This window comes from Desulfomicrobium escambiense DSM 10707 (assembly GCF_000428825.1).
In the GTDB taxonomy this organism is placed as follows: Bacteria; Desulfobacterota; Desulfovibrionia; order Desulfovibrionales; family Desulfomicrobiaceae; genus Desulfomicrobium; species Desulfomicrobium escambiense.
Genome location: NZ_AUAR01000007.1, coordinates 147,904 through 162,185, shown reverse-complemented (window position 1 = coordinate 162,185; position 14,282 = coordinate 147,904). Strand labels below are relative to the sequence as shown.

At 65.6% G+C, this 14,282-nt stretch carries 10 protein-coding genes; 5 read left to right on the top strand and 5 right to left on the bottom strand.

The window, feature by feature from the left end; genetic code table 11:
- Nucleotides 1–101: 101 nt before the first annotated feature.
- Entirely contained in the window at nt 102–905 is an 804-nt protein-coding gene (locus G394_RS0108440) for a histidine racemase CntK family protein (protein ID WP_028577287.1), read from the top strand.
- On the opposite strand, the gene G394_RS0108435 is transcribed toward G394_RS0108440, so the two are convergent.
- Nucleotides 906–2,447: a flagellar hook protein FlgE gene (locus tag G394_RS0108435; protein ID WP_028577286.1), complete on the bottom strand. Its 1,542-nt coding sequence runs from the start codon at nt 2,445–2,447 to the stop codon at nt 906–908.
- Nucleotides 2,448–2,535: 88 nt separating this feature from the next.
- On the opposite strand from G394_RS0108435, the gene G394_RS0108430 reads away from it, so the two are divergent.
- On the top strand, nt 2,536–3,150 hold the full coding sequence (locus G394_RS0108430; protein ID WP_245578295.1) for a DUF3047 domain-containing protein: 615 nt from the start codon (nt 2,536–2,538) through the stop codon (nt 3,148–3,150).
- Nucleotides 3,151–3,313: 163 nt separating this feature from the next.
- Here G394_RS0108430 and ldhH read toward each other — a convergent pair whose 3' ends face one another.
- From ldhH to G394_RS0108410, 3 genes are all read right to left on the bottom strand, one after another.
- Nucleotides 3,314–5,452 (bottom strand): L-lactate dehydrogenase (quinone) large subunit LdhH, encoded by a 2,139-nt coding sequence (gene ldhH, locus G394_RS0108425; protein WP_028577284.1) that lies wholly within the window; start codon nt 5,450–5,452, stop codon nt 3,314–3,316.
- Nucleotides 5,452–6,084: a LutC/YkgG family protein gene (locus G394_RS0108420; RefSeq protein ID WP_028577283.1), complete on the bottom strand. Its 633-nt coding sequence runs from the start codon at nt 6,082–6,084 to the stop codon at nt 5,452–5,454. The genes ldhH and G394_RS0108420 overlap by 1 nt, the downstream gene beginning before the upstream one ends.
- A 500-nt stretch (nt 6,085–6,584) precedes the next feature.
- The gene (locus tag G394_RS0108410) at nt 6,585–9,383 is read right to left on the bottom strand and encodes an FAD-binding and (Fe-S)-binding domain-containing protein (protein ID WP_028577282.1); all 2,799 of its coding nucleotides are present in this window, start codon (nt 9,381–9,383) and stop codon (nt 6,585–6,587) included.
- A gap of 275 nt (nt 9,384–9,658) precedes the next feature.
- Here G394_RS0108410 and G394_RS18525 point away from each other — a divergent pair, with 275 nt between their 5' ends.
- The 3 genes from G394_RS18525 (at nt 9,659) to G394_RS0108395 (ending at nt 12,576) form a co-directional block, all read left to right on the top strand.
- Nucleotides 9,659–10,714 (top strand): DctP family TRAP transporter solute-binding subunit, encoded by a 1,056-nt coding sequence (locus tag G394_RS18525; RefSeq protein ID WP_051307055.1) that lies wholly within the window; start codon nt 9,659–9,661, stop codon nt 10,712–10,714.
- A 90-nt stretch (nt 10,715–10,804) separates the two neighbouring features.
- On the top strand, nt 10,805–11,302 hold the full coding sequence (locus tag G394_RS0108400; protein WP_156902535.1) for a TRAP transporter small permease: 498 nt from the start codon (nt 10,805–10,807) through the stop codon (nt 11,300–11,302).
- Complete coding sequence (locus G394_RS0108395; protein WP_028577280.1) at nt 11,302–12,576, top strand: TRAP transporter large permease; 1,275 nt, start codon at nt 11,302–11,304, stop codon at nt 12,574–12,576. Before G394_RS0108400 ends, G394_RS0108395 begins: the two co-directional genes overlap by 1 nt.
- Before the next feature lie 72 nt (nt 12,577–12,648).
- On the opposite strand, the gene G394_RS0108390 is transcribed toward G394_RS0108395, so the two are convergent.
- Complete coding sequence (locus tag G394_RS0108390; RefSeq protein ID WP_028577279.1) at nt 12,649–14,100, bottom strand: GGDEF domain-containing protein; 1,452 nt, start codon at nt 14,098–14,100, stop codon at nt 12,649–12,651.
- Between the last annotated feature and the right edge of the window lie 182 nt (nt 14,101–14,282).

Here is a 14,282-nt window from a genome sequence, read left to right as displayed (position 1 = left end):
AAGAACCTCCTACGCGCGCGGGGCGGTGGGGGTCAAGAGCGCCTTGCCCGACGGGTGTTCATGGACTAAGTCAGGCTTTTCGACCGCGCAAGGAGGCAGAGGTGCGCACACTGCGATTCTACAAGGCCGTTCCGGGGGGCAACCCCACCATCCTGATCCTCGACCCCGTGCCTGCGGGCGAAAGGGCCGCCGTGTCGCGGGTGCTCATGGGAGCGGGGCACCTCCAGGCAGAGCAGGTCGGCTACCTGGACCTGTCGGCCCGGCCCGTGCGTCTGGACATGATGGGCGGGGAGTTCTGCGGCAACGCGTGCCGGGCCGCGGCCGCAGTGATGGCGTGTGAGGGTTCGGGGCTTTCGCCCCACGAGGGCGGCGTGCGCGGCGAGCTTTCGGTGTCCGGGGTCGATGCGCCGGTGGGGCTGCGCGTGGAAGGCGGAGAGTGCTGGGCGCAGATGCCGCTGCCCAAAGAGGCCGGCATGGGTGTGCGCGAACTCGGCCAGGGCCTCGGGCTGGTGCGTCTGCCCGGCATCGCCCATATCTGCCTCGACGAGGAACGGCACCCCTTTCCCGGCGACGTCGCAGGGGCCGCCGAGAGCCTGCGGACCCGTTTCGGCGTGGAGGCCGAGGCCGTGGGCTGCATCTGGTACCGGACGGACCCGTCCTGCGCCATCAAGCCCGTGGTCTGGGTCCGTTCCACCGCCTCGACCCATTTCGAGACCGGGTGCGGCTCCGGCAGCCTGGCCCTGGCCCTGTGGCTGGGGAGAGGGCAAAATTTTCCTACGGACCTCGCGGTGCTGCAGCCCAGCGGCAACTCCATCGGGGTCCGCCTCGAAGAATCCGGCCCCGTCCGCCGGGCCTGGATTCACGGCCCCGTGGATCTGGTGGCCCGGGGCGAAGCCTTCGTGTGACTACTTCTTAATCTGCAGGGCCGTCTGCACGACCTGGTCGCTGGTGGTGATGACCTTGCTGTTCGCGTCGAATCCCTTTTGTGTCATGATCATGTGCACGAATTCCGTGGCCAGGTCGACGTTGGAGTTCTCCAGGGAACTGGAGACGACCTCTCCCAGGCGGCCTTCCGTGGCCCAGCCCAGGATCACCCCGCCGGAGTCTTTGGTGGCCGAGAAGAGGTTGCCGCCTTCGCGGTAGAGGCCCTGCGGATTGATGAAGTCGGCCAGGGGGATCTTGTAGAGGGCCTGGATCTGCCCGTTGGAGAAGTTGCCGAGCATCGTCCCCCCGGCGTCCACGGACACGCTTTGCAGGATGCCGCGCGAGTATCCGTTCTGGGATTGTGACAGGGTGCTCGACCCGGCGCTGAAGTTGGTCATGCCCAGGACCTGTCTGTCGGGGTCGAGCATGTTCGGCAGGTTGGCGATGTCCGTGCCCAGATCGTCCAGTGTGGCCACTCCGGCGGGCATGCTCCACCCCCCCGACGAGCGCAGCCCGAAATTGAGGGAACTGCTGATCGGCGCCGCTCCGTTCACCGTGGCCGTGAAGACGGGAAACCCGTTTTCATCGAAGGACACGGGCGTCCAGTCGCTCTTGTCGTCGGACGTTCCCGAGAAGGCGCTCATGCCGAGGAGTTCGCCCGCGGGGGTGAAGGTCATGGTGCCGGTCATGACGATGCCCTTCTTGGCGGACAGGGCCGAGGCGTCCTCGCCCGGCGGGATGGCCACCACGTACTCCCAGACCCGCGTGCCGTTGGTGTCGCCCGAGAGGTCGTTGACCGGGTCGAAGTAGACGCTCAGTTCGTGGGCCTGGCCCGCTGCGTCGTAGATCTTGAGCTGTGATCCGTAGGCGTAGGAACTGGAGCCCAAGGGATCCTCCGCTGTCGGGTCCCACTTGTCGAAGAGCGACGTGAAGGGGTTTGCGCCATCGGTGCTGCGTTCCGGGGATCCCGAGTTCAGATTGATGATCATCTGGATTTCGGTGGTCGCCTCGGGCTCGGACACGGCCATGCCTCCCTCGTTGGTGGACAGGACGATATCCTGGAGGTTGGCGGATGCGGCCTGCGGAAGGTTCAGTTCGGCGTCGTCCGGGTCGCCGACGGGCAGCCTGTAGCCCTGCAGGACGTTGCCCTGCGGGTCGCGCAGGTATCCGTCCTTGTCGAAGCGGAAGCTTCCGGCCCGAGTGTAGTAGGTGGCGTCCGAGGTGTCCGGCGAGACGATGAAGAAGCCCTGGCCGGCGATGGACAGGTCCGTGGCTGTGTTGGTCGGCTCCAGAGCCCCGACGGTCATGTCGCGATGGATGGAGCTGATGCCCACGCCCTGGCCGATCTGGTTGCCCACGGTGGACGCCGGAAGCTGCTCGCTGATAAGGGTGCTGAAAAGCATCCGTGAAGACTTGAACCCCACGGTGTTCATGTTGGCGATGTTGTCGGAGATGACGGACATCTTTTCCTGATGGGCGATCATGCCGGTCGTGCCGATATAGATGGACGAGGAGATACTCATGGGCGCCTCCGCGGCTGAGGGAAATCGTGGTCGACGCGGCATTTTTTTCCCGCGCGCAGGACAGGTTGCAGGAAAGGTTCCAGCCCGGTTGACGGCCTGCCTGCTGCTGTGCTGCGTGACGGCGCTGTGGGCCGGGAGCCTGCCCGACCTGACCGCGCCGGATCATCCAGGCTGGAAGGAAAAGGTCTTCGCGGGGCGCACGGTCTACACCCCGCTGCCGGCCGAGGGGCTGCTCATGGCCGAGAGCGGGGGCACGGCTTCGGGGCTGTTCCACGAGGGGCGCGTCGATCTGCGCCTGACTCCGTGGCTGACCTGGTCCTGGAAGGTGGAAAACGTGCTGGCAGGCGTGAACGAGCGGGAGAAATCCGGTGACGACTATCCGGCCCGCATTTACGTCGTGGCCAAGGGCGGCATCGCCTTCTGGAAGACGAAAGCCCTGTCCTACGTCTGGTCCAGCACCGAAGCGCAGGACGCCATGTGGCCCAACGCCTTCACCTCCAACGCCTACATGGTCGCAGTGCGAAGCGGGACGGACAGTCTGGGACGACTCGTCACGGAAAAGCGCAACATCCGGGAGGACTGGATGCGGGCTTTTGGAGAGGACATCGCGGAGATCGACGCCGTGGCCATCATGACCGACACCGACAATTCGGGTCAGAGCGCCCGGGCCTGGTACGGGCAGCCCAGGTTTTCGGCCGACTGAGCACGACCGGCGGGAGAGGAGCTTGGGGCGCGGCCCTGCCTGTCCTGCGCGCCCTGAAGGGTCTGGGCATCCATCCGAATGAAAAAGCCGGGAGCCCCTCGCAATTGAGGCTCCCGGCGCGCAAGGAGAGAAAAATGCGGGCCGGCTTTCGCCGGCCCGTTTGCTATTTGAGGTGGTCCGCCAAGACTTCGGCGATGTGCCGCACGGCGAAGCCGGACTTGTTCACTTCCGCGCCGCCCCTGAGCTGCATGATGCAGCCCGGGCATTCGGTCACCAGGACCTCGGCCGCGGTGCGGGCCGCGTCGGCCAGCTTGTTCTTGAGGATCTGTTCGGACACGCCCGGGAACTTGGCGGAGTAGGTGCCGCCGAAGCCGCAGCAGACCTGCTCCTGTTCGGCCTGGGCGTACTCGTAGCCGCCCAGGGCCAGCAGCTTGCGGGGCTGCTCCACCACGCCCATGCCGCGGCAGAGGTGGCAGGGGGCGTGCATGGTGGCGCGCTGGTGGGTCTGCGTGAACTTCTCGTCGGTCACGCCGAGCACGTCGGTCATGAAGGCCGAGAAGGGGATGACCTTGTCGGCGAAGGCCTTGGCCGCCGCGTCGTTCTCGCCCAGCAGGAACGGGTAGTTGTGCTTGAGGTGCGAGGCGCAGGAGGCGCACAGCGTGATGATGTAGTCATAGTTGCCGGCCATGGCCTCGATGTTCTGCTTCGCCACGTCGATGCTGGCCTTCTTCTCGCCCATCATCTGCAGGGGCAGGCCGCAGCAGGACTGGTCCATGGGGAAGTCGATCTCGACGCCGTGGGCGCCCAGGACCTTCACGGCCGCTTCGAGCTGCTCGGGGTAGACGAAGTCCTGCACGCAGCCCGAGAACAGGGCGATGCGGTACTTGGGCGCGGACACCCGCGGCTTGATGGCCTCGAAGCGGTCGCGGAAGGGCTTGGCCGCAATGGCCGGCAGGGCCTTGAACCCGTGATCCTTGGAGAAGATGTGGGGCAGGTGCCGGATGTACTGCGTGCCGCCCGTCAGCGGGCGCTGGGCCATCTTGGCCGTGCGCAGGAAGGTGTGGAAGAGCTTGCGGTTCTTCATCAGCTTGCCGAGCAGAAGGGACGGCAGCGGGTGGCCTTCCTCGTCCAGGATGCGGGAGTGAATTTCCTTGATGAGCCTGGGCAGGTCGATGCCCGCGGCGCAGATGTGCTTGCAGGCTTCGCAGTTGATGCAGTTCTGCACCAGGTTGCGGGCCTTGTCCTTGCCGTGGAAGAAGTAGGTCAGGATGAGGCCGATGGCGCCGATGTAGATGTGGCCCATCTGGTGGCCGCCGACCATGCGGTAGACCGGGCAGACGTTGGCGCAGGCGCCGCAGCGCACGCAGCGCAGGACCTGGGCGAAGAGCGGGTCTTTGGCCATCTCGCTTCTGCCGTTGTCGAGGAAGATGATGTGCATCTCCTTCTTGCCGCCGGGCGCGGTCTGGCACTCGTTGGCGCCGCTGATCCAGGTCACGTAGGAGGTGATGGCCTGGCCCGTGGCGTTCTTGGGCACCACGCGCAGGATCTTCAGGGCGTCCTCCAGGGTGCCGCAGAGCTTGTCGATGCCGGCGATGGCGACGTGCACGCGGGGCAGGGTGGTGACCAGGCGGGCGTTGCCCTCGTTGGTCATCAGGCCGATGGTGCCCGTCTCGGCGATGGCGAAATTGGCGCCGCTGACGCCCATGTCGGCCTGGGCGTACTTGGCGCGCAGCTCGCGACGGGCGACCTTGACCAGGCGCTGGATGTCCGAGGACTGGTCCTGCCTGGTGACCTGGGAGAAGAGTTCGGCGACCTGGTAGCGGGACAGGTGGATGGCCGGCATGACCATGTGGCTCGGGCCTTCGCTGCGCAGCTGGATGATCCACTCGCCGAGGTCGGTCTCGACGACTTCGAGCCCGTCCTTTTCCAGACGGTGGTTGAGGAGGGTCTCCTCGGCCGTCATGGACTTGGACTTGACGATCATCTTGCAGCTGTTTTCCTTGGCGATGCGGGCCACGATCTCGTTGGCCTCGTCGCCGTCCTTGGCCCAGTGCACCTTCACGCCGTTGGCTTCGGCCTTGGCCTTGAATTCGGCGTAGAGGTCGTTCAGGCGGGAGATGCCGGCGTCCTTGACCTTGGCGACCTCGTCGATGAGGGCGGTCACGTCGTATTCACGGAAGGCGTTGGCCCGGCCGACGGGGTAGGCCGTGGCGAACTTTTCCATGGCGCCGCGCAGGAAGGTGTTGTCCAGAGCCTCGCGCAGCTCCTTGTTGTAATCGGAAAGAGTTTTGGCCGTCTGCATTATTTGTCCTCCAGAATCAGGATGTGCAGTTCCAGGGGCCCGTGCACGCCCAGGGCCAGAACGCGTTCGATGTCGGCCGTGCGGCTCGCGCCGGTGACGAAGGCCAGATAGTTGGGCTTGCGGCTCTGGAAGCCCTTGATCTCGTCGTACATGTCCTCGGCCGTGGCCCGGATGCGGGACTTGGGAATGACCGCGACGTGGATTTCGCTGATCATGGTCGCCAGGCGCAGTTCCTCGCTGGAGGAGTCGATGACCAGGCTCCCGGTCTCGCCGATGCCGTAGTCGGCCATGGTGAATCCGATGTCGATGCCGGCCAGGTTCTTGCGCATCCCTTCCTTGATGACCGAGATGCCGCGGCTGGCGGCCTGCTTGACCAGTTCGGCCATGTCGGCGTCGTTCAGGGCCGGGGCGGCGATGACTTTGCCCCACTGCTTGAGTTCGCACAGGTCATGGCCCCTGTCCGAAAGGGACTCCTCGCATCCGCTCATGAGCAGCTGGCAGGCCTCTTTCTGGGTGCACAGGTCGACAGTATAGGCAATGGCCTGGGCCATGGAATCAACTTCCGAAACGATGGCCGAGACGAGTTCCGCTTTTTTCCTGAATTTTTCCAAAACCTCTGGGGTTGGTCCCATACGTCCTCCTGGGTGATTTCGTTTGCCGTATCTTAGGCAGGATGCGTGCCAGAAATGCCGGGCACTTTCGTGATGTGTTTTCAGCTGGTTGGGTGATGAGGCGGGGAAGGAGTCGGGTGAAGGTGGGGGATTTCACCCAGGATCTGTGGGGCAAACTCCGCAGAGGGGGCCTGATTAGTTTTGGTGTAGAACGGAGTCCGTGGTGTCCGGTGCAGCAAGGCGGAGCCGGATGCTCAGAACGATGCGGATTCCGTCCGTTGCAGGACGGACGCGAGCGGAGTCGTCCGGCCAATGGATCCCCGCCTTCGCGGGGATGACCCGGTGTGGAGCCTGAGGACATCGCGGACATGTTGCAGCATGACGCATCTGGAACACGTCATCCCCGCGAAGGCGGGGATCTATGCCTTTGACGTCTTCCGGCACCGCACCAAGTAATGCCTGCCAACGTGAGCCGTGCATGGGCAGGCGGAGAGCCGTGTCATTCATCTGAGCCATTCCGGCTATCTGGAGCATTCCTCCAGCAGGTAGAGGATGTTGCGGTACGGGATGCCCCCATGGATTGCCAGTCCGATCTCGCAGGTGCGCGAGGTCGAGTAGCCTTCGGCGCAGTCCCGGACCTGCTCGGCCAGACCGGCCAGGGCCGAGGCGTTCAGCTCCGGGCGGTGGAAGCCCTTGTCGCCGGCGAAGCCGCAGCACAGAATCCCCCGCGGCAGGACGACTTCCACCGCCAGGCCGCGGGCCAGTTCGTGGAAGGCGTCGGCCAGGCCCATGAGGCGGGTGGAGCAGGTCGGGTGCAGGGCGATGCGCCGATCCACCGGCTGAAAGCGCAGCCGGGGGAGCAGGAAGACGCGGGCGAACTCGACGGGCTCGAACAGCGACAGGCCCCGGATATCCTTTTTCATACGCGCCAGGCATGGGCTTGTGTCGCACAGGACGGGGTGTCGGCCGTTGTCCGACGCGGCGTGCAGGGCCCGCTCCAGTTCGCGCAGCTTCGTCTCGGCTTGGGCATACAGACCCTTGGTTTCGAAGGCCTTGCCGCAGCACAGGCCCTCGACGCCGTCAGGGATGCGCACGGCGAAGCCGGCCCGCTCCAGCAGGCGCACCGTGACCTCGACCAGACTCTCGGCAGGGGCGCGGCGCGTGTCGCCCATGGTGCGCGTGGCGCAGGACGGCAGGTAGACGACGGTCTCCCTGTGCTCGGCGGCGGGTTTCCGCACGATCCGAGCTGCCGGCCGGGGCAGGCCGGGCATCCAGCCAGGCAGGCGCTGTCCGCTCAGCCTGGTCATGATGCGACTCACGGATTCGAGTTTTTCGGGCCCCAGGGCCAGGTGCGCCAGGTCGGCCGTGCCGAGGGCGGTCCGGGCCAGGGCCGTTGCGCCTGCGAAATGGCCGGCCGCGGCGTTGGCGACGGTGCGGGCCGCCGGAGAAAGGGCGTCGTGGCGCAGGTCGCGGATGAAGGACGCCACGTCGATGGCCAGGGGGCAGCGGGTCGTGCACAGGCCGTCCGTGGCGCAGGTCGATTCGCCCAGTTCCGCGAAGGCGGCGCGCCAATGTCGGGCCTCGTCGCTTCGGCCATCCTGTTCCAACCGGCTGATCTCCCGCCAGGCCGCGATGCGCTGACGCGGGGTGAAGGCCATGTGCCGCGAGGGGCAGACAGGCTCGCAGAAACCGCAGTCCACGCACATGTCGATGCGCGGGTGGCTGGTCAGGGGGAGTTTCAGCCCCCGCAGGTGGGCGTGCGGGTCCTCGTCGAACATGACGCCGGGGTTGAGGACGCCGTGCGGGTCCAGCAGGGCCTTGATCTCGCGCATGACCGCGTAGACCGTGTCCCCCCACTCCAGACGCACGTAGGGCGCGATGGCCCGGCCCGTGCCGTGTTCGGCCTTGAGGGAGCCGTCGAAGTCGCGGGTGATGACCTCGGCCAGATCGTCCAGGAAGCCGTGCAGGCGGTCCAGTTCGCGGGGGTCGCTGATGCGCGTGGGCAGGGTGAAGTGGAAATTGCCGTGGAAGGCGTGCCCCATGACCCCGGCTTCGTAGCCGTGGCGGGCGAAGAGGCGCCTGAAGGCCGCGCACCCTTCGGCCAGGCGCTCCACCGGGATATTGATGTCCTCGGTGATGACGTACTCGTCGGCGGCCCGGTAGCTGCTCACGGCCGAGAAGAGTCCGCGCCGCACGGCCCACAGCCGTTCGCATTCGGCCCCGTCCGTGGTGAAGCGCGCCGGGGCGACCTGCGCAATGCCCTCCAGGGCGGCGAGAATGTCAGCCGTGTTGCGCCGCAGGGTTTCCGGGTCTGTCGCGCGGGTCTCCATGAGCACGGCGCAGGCGTCGTCACCCAGTTCGCGCAGCAGGGGCGGGGCGGCGGGCAGGTTCTCAACGGCGCGGATGGAGGTGCGGTCCAGCAGTTCGGCGGCCTGCACCGGGCAGCAGCCGCGCAGGGCCATGACCGCCCGTGCCGCGGCGTCGAGGTCGGGGAAGACCACCAGGGCCGTGGCCCGCAGGGGGAAAACGGGCACGGTCTCCAGAGTCACGGAGCTGACGAAGCCGAGCGTCCCCTCGGAGCCGATCATGAGGTGGGTCAGGATGTCGACGGGGTCCTCGCACTCGGTCAGGGCGTTCACGGCGTAGCCCGTGGTGTTCTTGATGGAGTACTTGCGCCGGATGCGCGCCGCGAGCTGCGGGTCGGCCATGATGCGTTCGCGCAGGGCCGTGAGGCGCTCCAGGACGGGGGCGTGGCTGGCGCGGAAGGCCGCCACGCTGTCCGCGTCGCCGGTGTCGAGAACCGCGCCGTCGGCCAGGATGACGCGCAGGGAGCGCAAGGTGGCGAAGGTGTTCTGGTCCACGGTGCAGCACATGCCCGCCGCGTTGTTGGCGACGATGCCGCCGATGGTCGCGGCCGCGGCCGAGGCCGGGTCCGGGCCGATGCGCCGCCCGAAGGGCGCCAGCAGCGCGTCGGCCTCGCCGCCCGTCAGCCCGCAGCCCAGGCGGATGAAGCGTCCCTCCTCCAGCACCTTATGGTCCCGCCACCGCGGCCCGCGGATGCGCGCCACGATGTCCTCGCCCGTGGCCTGTCCGTTGAGGCTCGTGCCCGCGCCGCGGAAGGTCACGCCTGCGCCGTGCACGCGCATCAGCTCAAGCAGGGCCAGGACTTCGGCTTCGCGCTCGATGTCCACGACGGCCCTGGCGCGGGGCTGGTAGATGCTCGCGTCCAGGGCGAACACGCGTGCACGCACGGCATCGAGGTGGACGCGGTCGGGGGGCAGGATGCGCGCCAGCCCGGCGCAAAGATCTGGTGGCAGCATGGTCGCTCCGTATGGTCAAGGCCCCGGAAACGCTGAGCCGGGGCGGGTATGCTTGAAAGTCAGAATCACTAGGTGCCGGTTGTGTTGAAGTCAATGCGCCGCGTTTTCCGCCCTTCTGTCGGAGTGACCGATGGTCAGAAAAGGGTTGCCAAGGGACGCGACGATCGATAATTGTTTATACTTCGCATACGGTCTTTTTTTCAATATAATCAATAAAAACAGAGGGTTGTGCTGTTGCGACGAGATCGTTCAGCACGGTTCCGCAGGAGTCCCCAATGAAAGCGAAAGGAGTTGCGATCCTGTTCCTGGTCCTGGCCCTGTTCTGCGCCGTCTCGGCCCAGGCCGCGCGCGTCCTGAAGTTCGGCCACATCGCCCCGACCCAGATCGACAACAAGCCCTTCCCCATGCACCGCGCGGCACTGGCCTTCGCCGAGCACGTCGAGAAGGAGACGAAGGGCGAGATCAAGATCGAGGTCTTCCCCCTGGGCCAGCTCGGCAACGAGCGCTCCATGCTGGAGCAGGTCCAGTTCGGCACCCTGGACATGATGGACTGCACCACGGCGGTCATGTCCAACCTCATCCCGCAGGTGGGACTGCTGGACCTCTTCTTCCTTTTCCCGAGCAAGGAGGTGGCCTACAAGGTCCTGGCCGACGAGGAGTTCAAGACCGTCATGGACGCCCTCATGCCGCAGATGGGGCTCATGCCCATCGGCTACGCCGAGAACGAGATGCGCGATTTCGGCGTGCGCGACCGCACCATCACGTCGCCTGAGCAGATGAAGGGCGTGCGCGTGCGCGTCATGGACTCCCCCGTCTTCCTGGACAGCTTCCGGGCCCTGGGCGCCAACCCCGTGGGCATCCCGTTCCCCGAACTGTACACGGCCCTGCAGCAGGGCGCCGTGGACATGCAGGAGAACCCCATCCCGACCTCGGTCATGATGAAGTTCACGGAAGTGGCCAAGTTCCTCACGCGTTCCTCCCACTCCCTGACCTGCCTGTACAAGATGGTCAGCCTGCCGGTCTGGGAAAGCCTGACTCCGGAGCAGCAGAAGATCTTCGTCGATGCGGCCAAGATCGCCGAGGACATCAACCGCTCCGAGAACACGAAGATGCGCGCGGAGCTCGAACAGCTGGCCAAGGACAAGTTCGGGGCGACCATCGCCGAACTGACGCCCGAAGAGCGTCAGGCCTTCCACGACGCGGTCCTGCCCGTGCACGAGAAGTTCGCCCAGCAGGCCGGTACCATCCCGAACGACCCCAAGTTCGGCAAGTGGGCGGGCAAGCGCTACTACGACCTGATCGTGGCCAAGGTGAGCGAGTACAGTAAATAGGCTTCTGCTGACGGCCCCGGACCCGGTGCCGTGGCCGCATATGATGCCAACGATGCAGGGCCTGCGGGCCCTGCCTTTTTTGAGAGCGACATGAAGAAGTTTCTGAACATTCTCGGCAATCTGGAAGAGCTGGCCGTGGGCGGCCTGCTCCTGCTCCTGGCCGTGGGCACGACCATCCAGGTCCTGACCCGCTATTTCCTTGGTCTGACCTTCGACTGGTTCGACGAAGGCAGCCGCTACCTCGTAGTCTTCGCCACCTTCGCCGGGGCGGGAATGGCCGTGAAACACGGGGCGCATTTCTCCATGGAGGCCGTGACCCAGTACGCCCCCAGACGCGTCGGCGCGGGCCTGCGCGCCCTGGCCAACCTTCTGAGCGCCGCGGTCATGCTGGTCATCGCCTGGTTCGGCTGGGAGCAGACCGCGCTGCTGGCCCGTTACGGCATGACCATGGCAGCCCTCGGCCTGCCCATGTGGGTGGCCTATCTGCCCATTCCCGTCTTCGGGCTCAGCATCGCCGCACGTTTTGGCCACAAGGCTTGGGAGCAGGTGCGCATCGTCCTTGCCGGCGGAGAAGGGGAGGGGGCCTGATGGTCTGGTTCATCGTCTGCGTTTTTCTGGGACTGCTCCTGCTGTCCACGCCCATCGCCATCGTTGTCCTGGCCACCACGGCCGGGGCAGTGACGCTGTTCATGAACGTGCCCCTGACGGCCCTGGTGCAGCAGCTCTTCCGCGGCCTGGACAACTTCCTGCTCCTGTCCATCCCGTTCTTCATCCTGGCCGGGAACATCATGGCCGAGGGGCGCATCGCGCATTATCTCGTCGAGTCCATGAACGCCTGCGTGGGGCGCTTCCGGGGCGGCCTGGCCCTGGCCGGCATCCTGACCTGCATGTTCTTCGCGGCCATCTCGGGGTCGAGCCCGGCCACGGTCATCGCCGTTGGCAGTATCATGATCCCGGCCCTCATCCGCGCGGGCTACGACGAGAAGTTCAGCATCGGCCTCATCACCAGCGCCGGCACCCTGGGCATCCTCATCCCGCCGTCCATCCCCATGGTCCTCTATTCCCTGGTGGGCAACACCTCGGTCAGCGACATGTTCATGGCCGGGGTCGTGCCCGGCGTGGTGCGCGTCGTCGTGCTGGGCGCCTTCGCCCTGTACATGGCCCGGCGCCACGGCTGGGGGGCGACGTCCTCCCATTCCTTCGGGGAGACCATGCGCATCCTCGGCCGGGCCTTGTGGGGGCTGGCCATGCCGGTCATCGTTCTGGGCGGGATCTACTCGGGCATCTTCACGCCCACCGAGGCGGCGGGGGTGTCCGTGGTCTACGCCCTGCTGGTCGAGACCTTCGTCTACCGCTCCCTGACCTGGGCCAAGTTCCGGGCCATCTTGGTCAAGAGCGCGGTGCTGTCCTCGGCCCTGCTGTTCATCATCGCCTGCGCCATGCCCTTCATCTGGCTGCTGACGCGGGAGCAGCTGCCGGCCCAGGCCGCCCAGTTCATCAGCGCGCACATCGGCAACAAGTACGTCTTTCTCTTTCTGGTCAACGTGCTCCTGCTGCTCATCGGCTGCGTCATGGACATCGTGACCTCCATCCTGGTCCTCACGCCCATCTTCCTGCCCATGCTGACCCATTTCGGCATCGACCCCGTGGCCTGGGGCATCATGATGATCGTCAACGTCGAGATCGGCTTCCTGACCTTCCCCTTCGGCCTGAACCTCTTCGTGGCCATGGGCATTACCGGCAAGCCGCTGACGGAGATCGCCCGGTCCGTGCTGCCGTTTCTCGCCCTGCTCTTCCTCTGCCTGCTGATGGTGACCTACATTCCGGTCATCTCAACCTGGCTGCCGTCGATCCTCAGGTAGCACGGAAAAACGAATGGCCGCGGGCGTGTCTCAGCCCGCGGCCATTCGCGTTCTTCGGGACAAATCTTCGTTTCAGTGCGCCACGGACGTCTCCTCGATGGCCGAGCAGCAGACCATGTTCCGTCCGCTGGCCTTGGCCAGGTAGAGGGCCTGGTCGGCCTTGAAGATGAGGGACTCGGGCTTGGCCAGGGCGCCGGGCTGCACGCCGGCGATACCGATGGAGGCCGTGACCCTGAACCGCTTGCGCTGCACGCGGAACACGGTCTGCCCGATGACGGCGCGCAGTCGTTCAGCCAGGGTCCAGGCCTGGTCCTCCCTGGTCTGGGGCAGGATGACCACGAACTCCTCCCCGCCGTAACGGGCCGGGAAGTCGGATTCGCGCAGGGTCTTCTGCAGGATGCGGCCGACCTCTTTGAGCACCATGTCGCCGGCCTGATGGCCGTAGGTGTCGTTGACGGACTTGAAGTAGTCCAGGTCGATCATCATCAGGCTCAGTTCGTCCTGGTGGCGCTGGTGGCGCTTGAGTTCTTCGCGCAGCCGCATGTCAAAATGGTGACGATTGGAGATGCGCGTCAGGCCGTCATGGTCGGCCCGGGCCTTGGTCTTGCGGAACTCCAGGCTGTTGCGCATGGCCAGGGCAAGGTGGTTGGCGGCCGAGGTCAGGATGCGCAGACGGTCCTGGCCGAGGGCCGAAGCCTCCCGCGAGCAGATGACCAGGGTCCCGAAGGGCTCCGGCCCAACGCTCAAGGGGATGGTGACCAGCTGATCCAATTCCGGCGCATCGCCTTCGATGCCTTCCCGGGGCGTCAGGAAGGACACCTGGTAGCCGCGGATGGCATCCCTGCACAGCCGCCCGGCCACGCTCAGCAGGTGGTTGACCCAGTCTTCCTGCCTTGCCTGGGGGAGATTTTCAGGCAGGAACAGTTCGGCCTCGGTCTGGCCTTCGGCGGCATTCCAGAAGACTCCGAACACCGAGCGCACATCGAGCAGCAGGTCCAGATCCTCGGCGCTGTTGGAGAGGATCACCGCCGGGTCAAGGGTTTGACTGGCACGGGTCAGGACCTGGTTGAGGAATGCCAGCTGCTCGTTCTTGCGGGCCAGGAGTTCGCGCTCGAGGCTTATTTCCCGCGCCATCATGAAGATATCCTGATACATGCTGGACACTTCTTCCGCCTGATGCAGGGCGCGGGCAATTTTTGCCCCATCCAGGGGGCAGGTCATGAGGGTCAGGAACGAACCCGTAGCCATGAATTCCAGGGCTTGCGGATCGGCCTGGTCGGCGATGAGCAGGAGCTGCCAGGATTCATGGGCCGCGATTTTTTCTCTGCTTTCCGCGTCCAGCGCCTCCCAGGTGGAGACAGCCACAAAGGCGAGGCCGCCCTGCGCATTCGTCGCCATGAACGCCATCGCCTCGCCGACGGGAAGGTTGTCCAGCCGGTGCGAGTCGGGCAGATGCGATGCCAATTCGGCAGCGAGTTTCGGGGCGAGGGCCACGCCCAGGGTTGGGCGTTTGCTGGTATTCATGCTTCCTCCAGACAACGGAAAAATGACATTTTTTACGTAAGTAGCAAGTTTGTTGCCATTTCGTCGCTGTCTTCGGATTCGGGCGGGGAATGTGCGTTCTTTCGCCAAATGACCGAGCGTAAGTCGTTCGCTGTGTCTGGCGTCACAGTGGGAACGGGCGCCTTCATCCCGCTGCGTTGCGA

What these genes read in the sequence shown, in the direction of transcription:
- G394_RS0108420 (WP_028577283.1), bottom strand. Translation starts at nt 6,084, where the DNA reads ATGGGACCAACCCCAGAGGTTTTGGAAAAATTCAGGAAAAAAGCGGAA.
- G394_RS18525 (WP_051307055.1), top strand. Translation starts at nt 9,659, where the DNA reads ATGAAAGCGAAAGGAGTTGCGATCCTGTTCCTGGTCCTGGCCCTGTTC.
- ldhH (WP_028577284.1), bottom strand. Translation starts at nt 5,452, where the DNA reads ATGCAGACGGCCAAAACTCTTTCCGATTACAACAAGGAGCTGCGCGAG.
- G394_RS0108395 (WP_028577280.1), top strand. Translation starts at nt 11,302, where the DNA reads ATGGTCTGGTTCATCGTCTGCGTTTTTCTGGGACTGCTCCTGCTGTCC.
- G394_RS0108410 (WP_028577282.1), bottom strand. Translation starts at nt 9,383, where the DNA reads ATGCTGCCACCAGATCTTTGCGCCGGGCTGGCGCGCATCCTGCCCCCC.
- G394_RS0108400 (WP_156902535.1), top strand. Translation starts at nt 10,805, where the DNA reads ATGAAGAAGTTTCTGAACATTCTCGGCAATCTGGAAGAGCTGGCCGTG.
- G394_RS0108390 (WP_028577279.1), bottom strand. Translation starts at nt 14,100, where the DNA reads ATGAATACCAGCAAACGCCCAACCCTGGGCGTGGCCCTCGCCCCGAAA.
- G394_RS0108435 (WP_028577286.1), bottom strand. Translation starts at nt 2,447, where the DNA reads ATGAGTATCTCCTCGTCCATCTATATCGGCACGACCGGCATGATCGCC.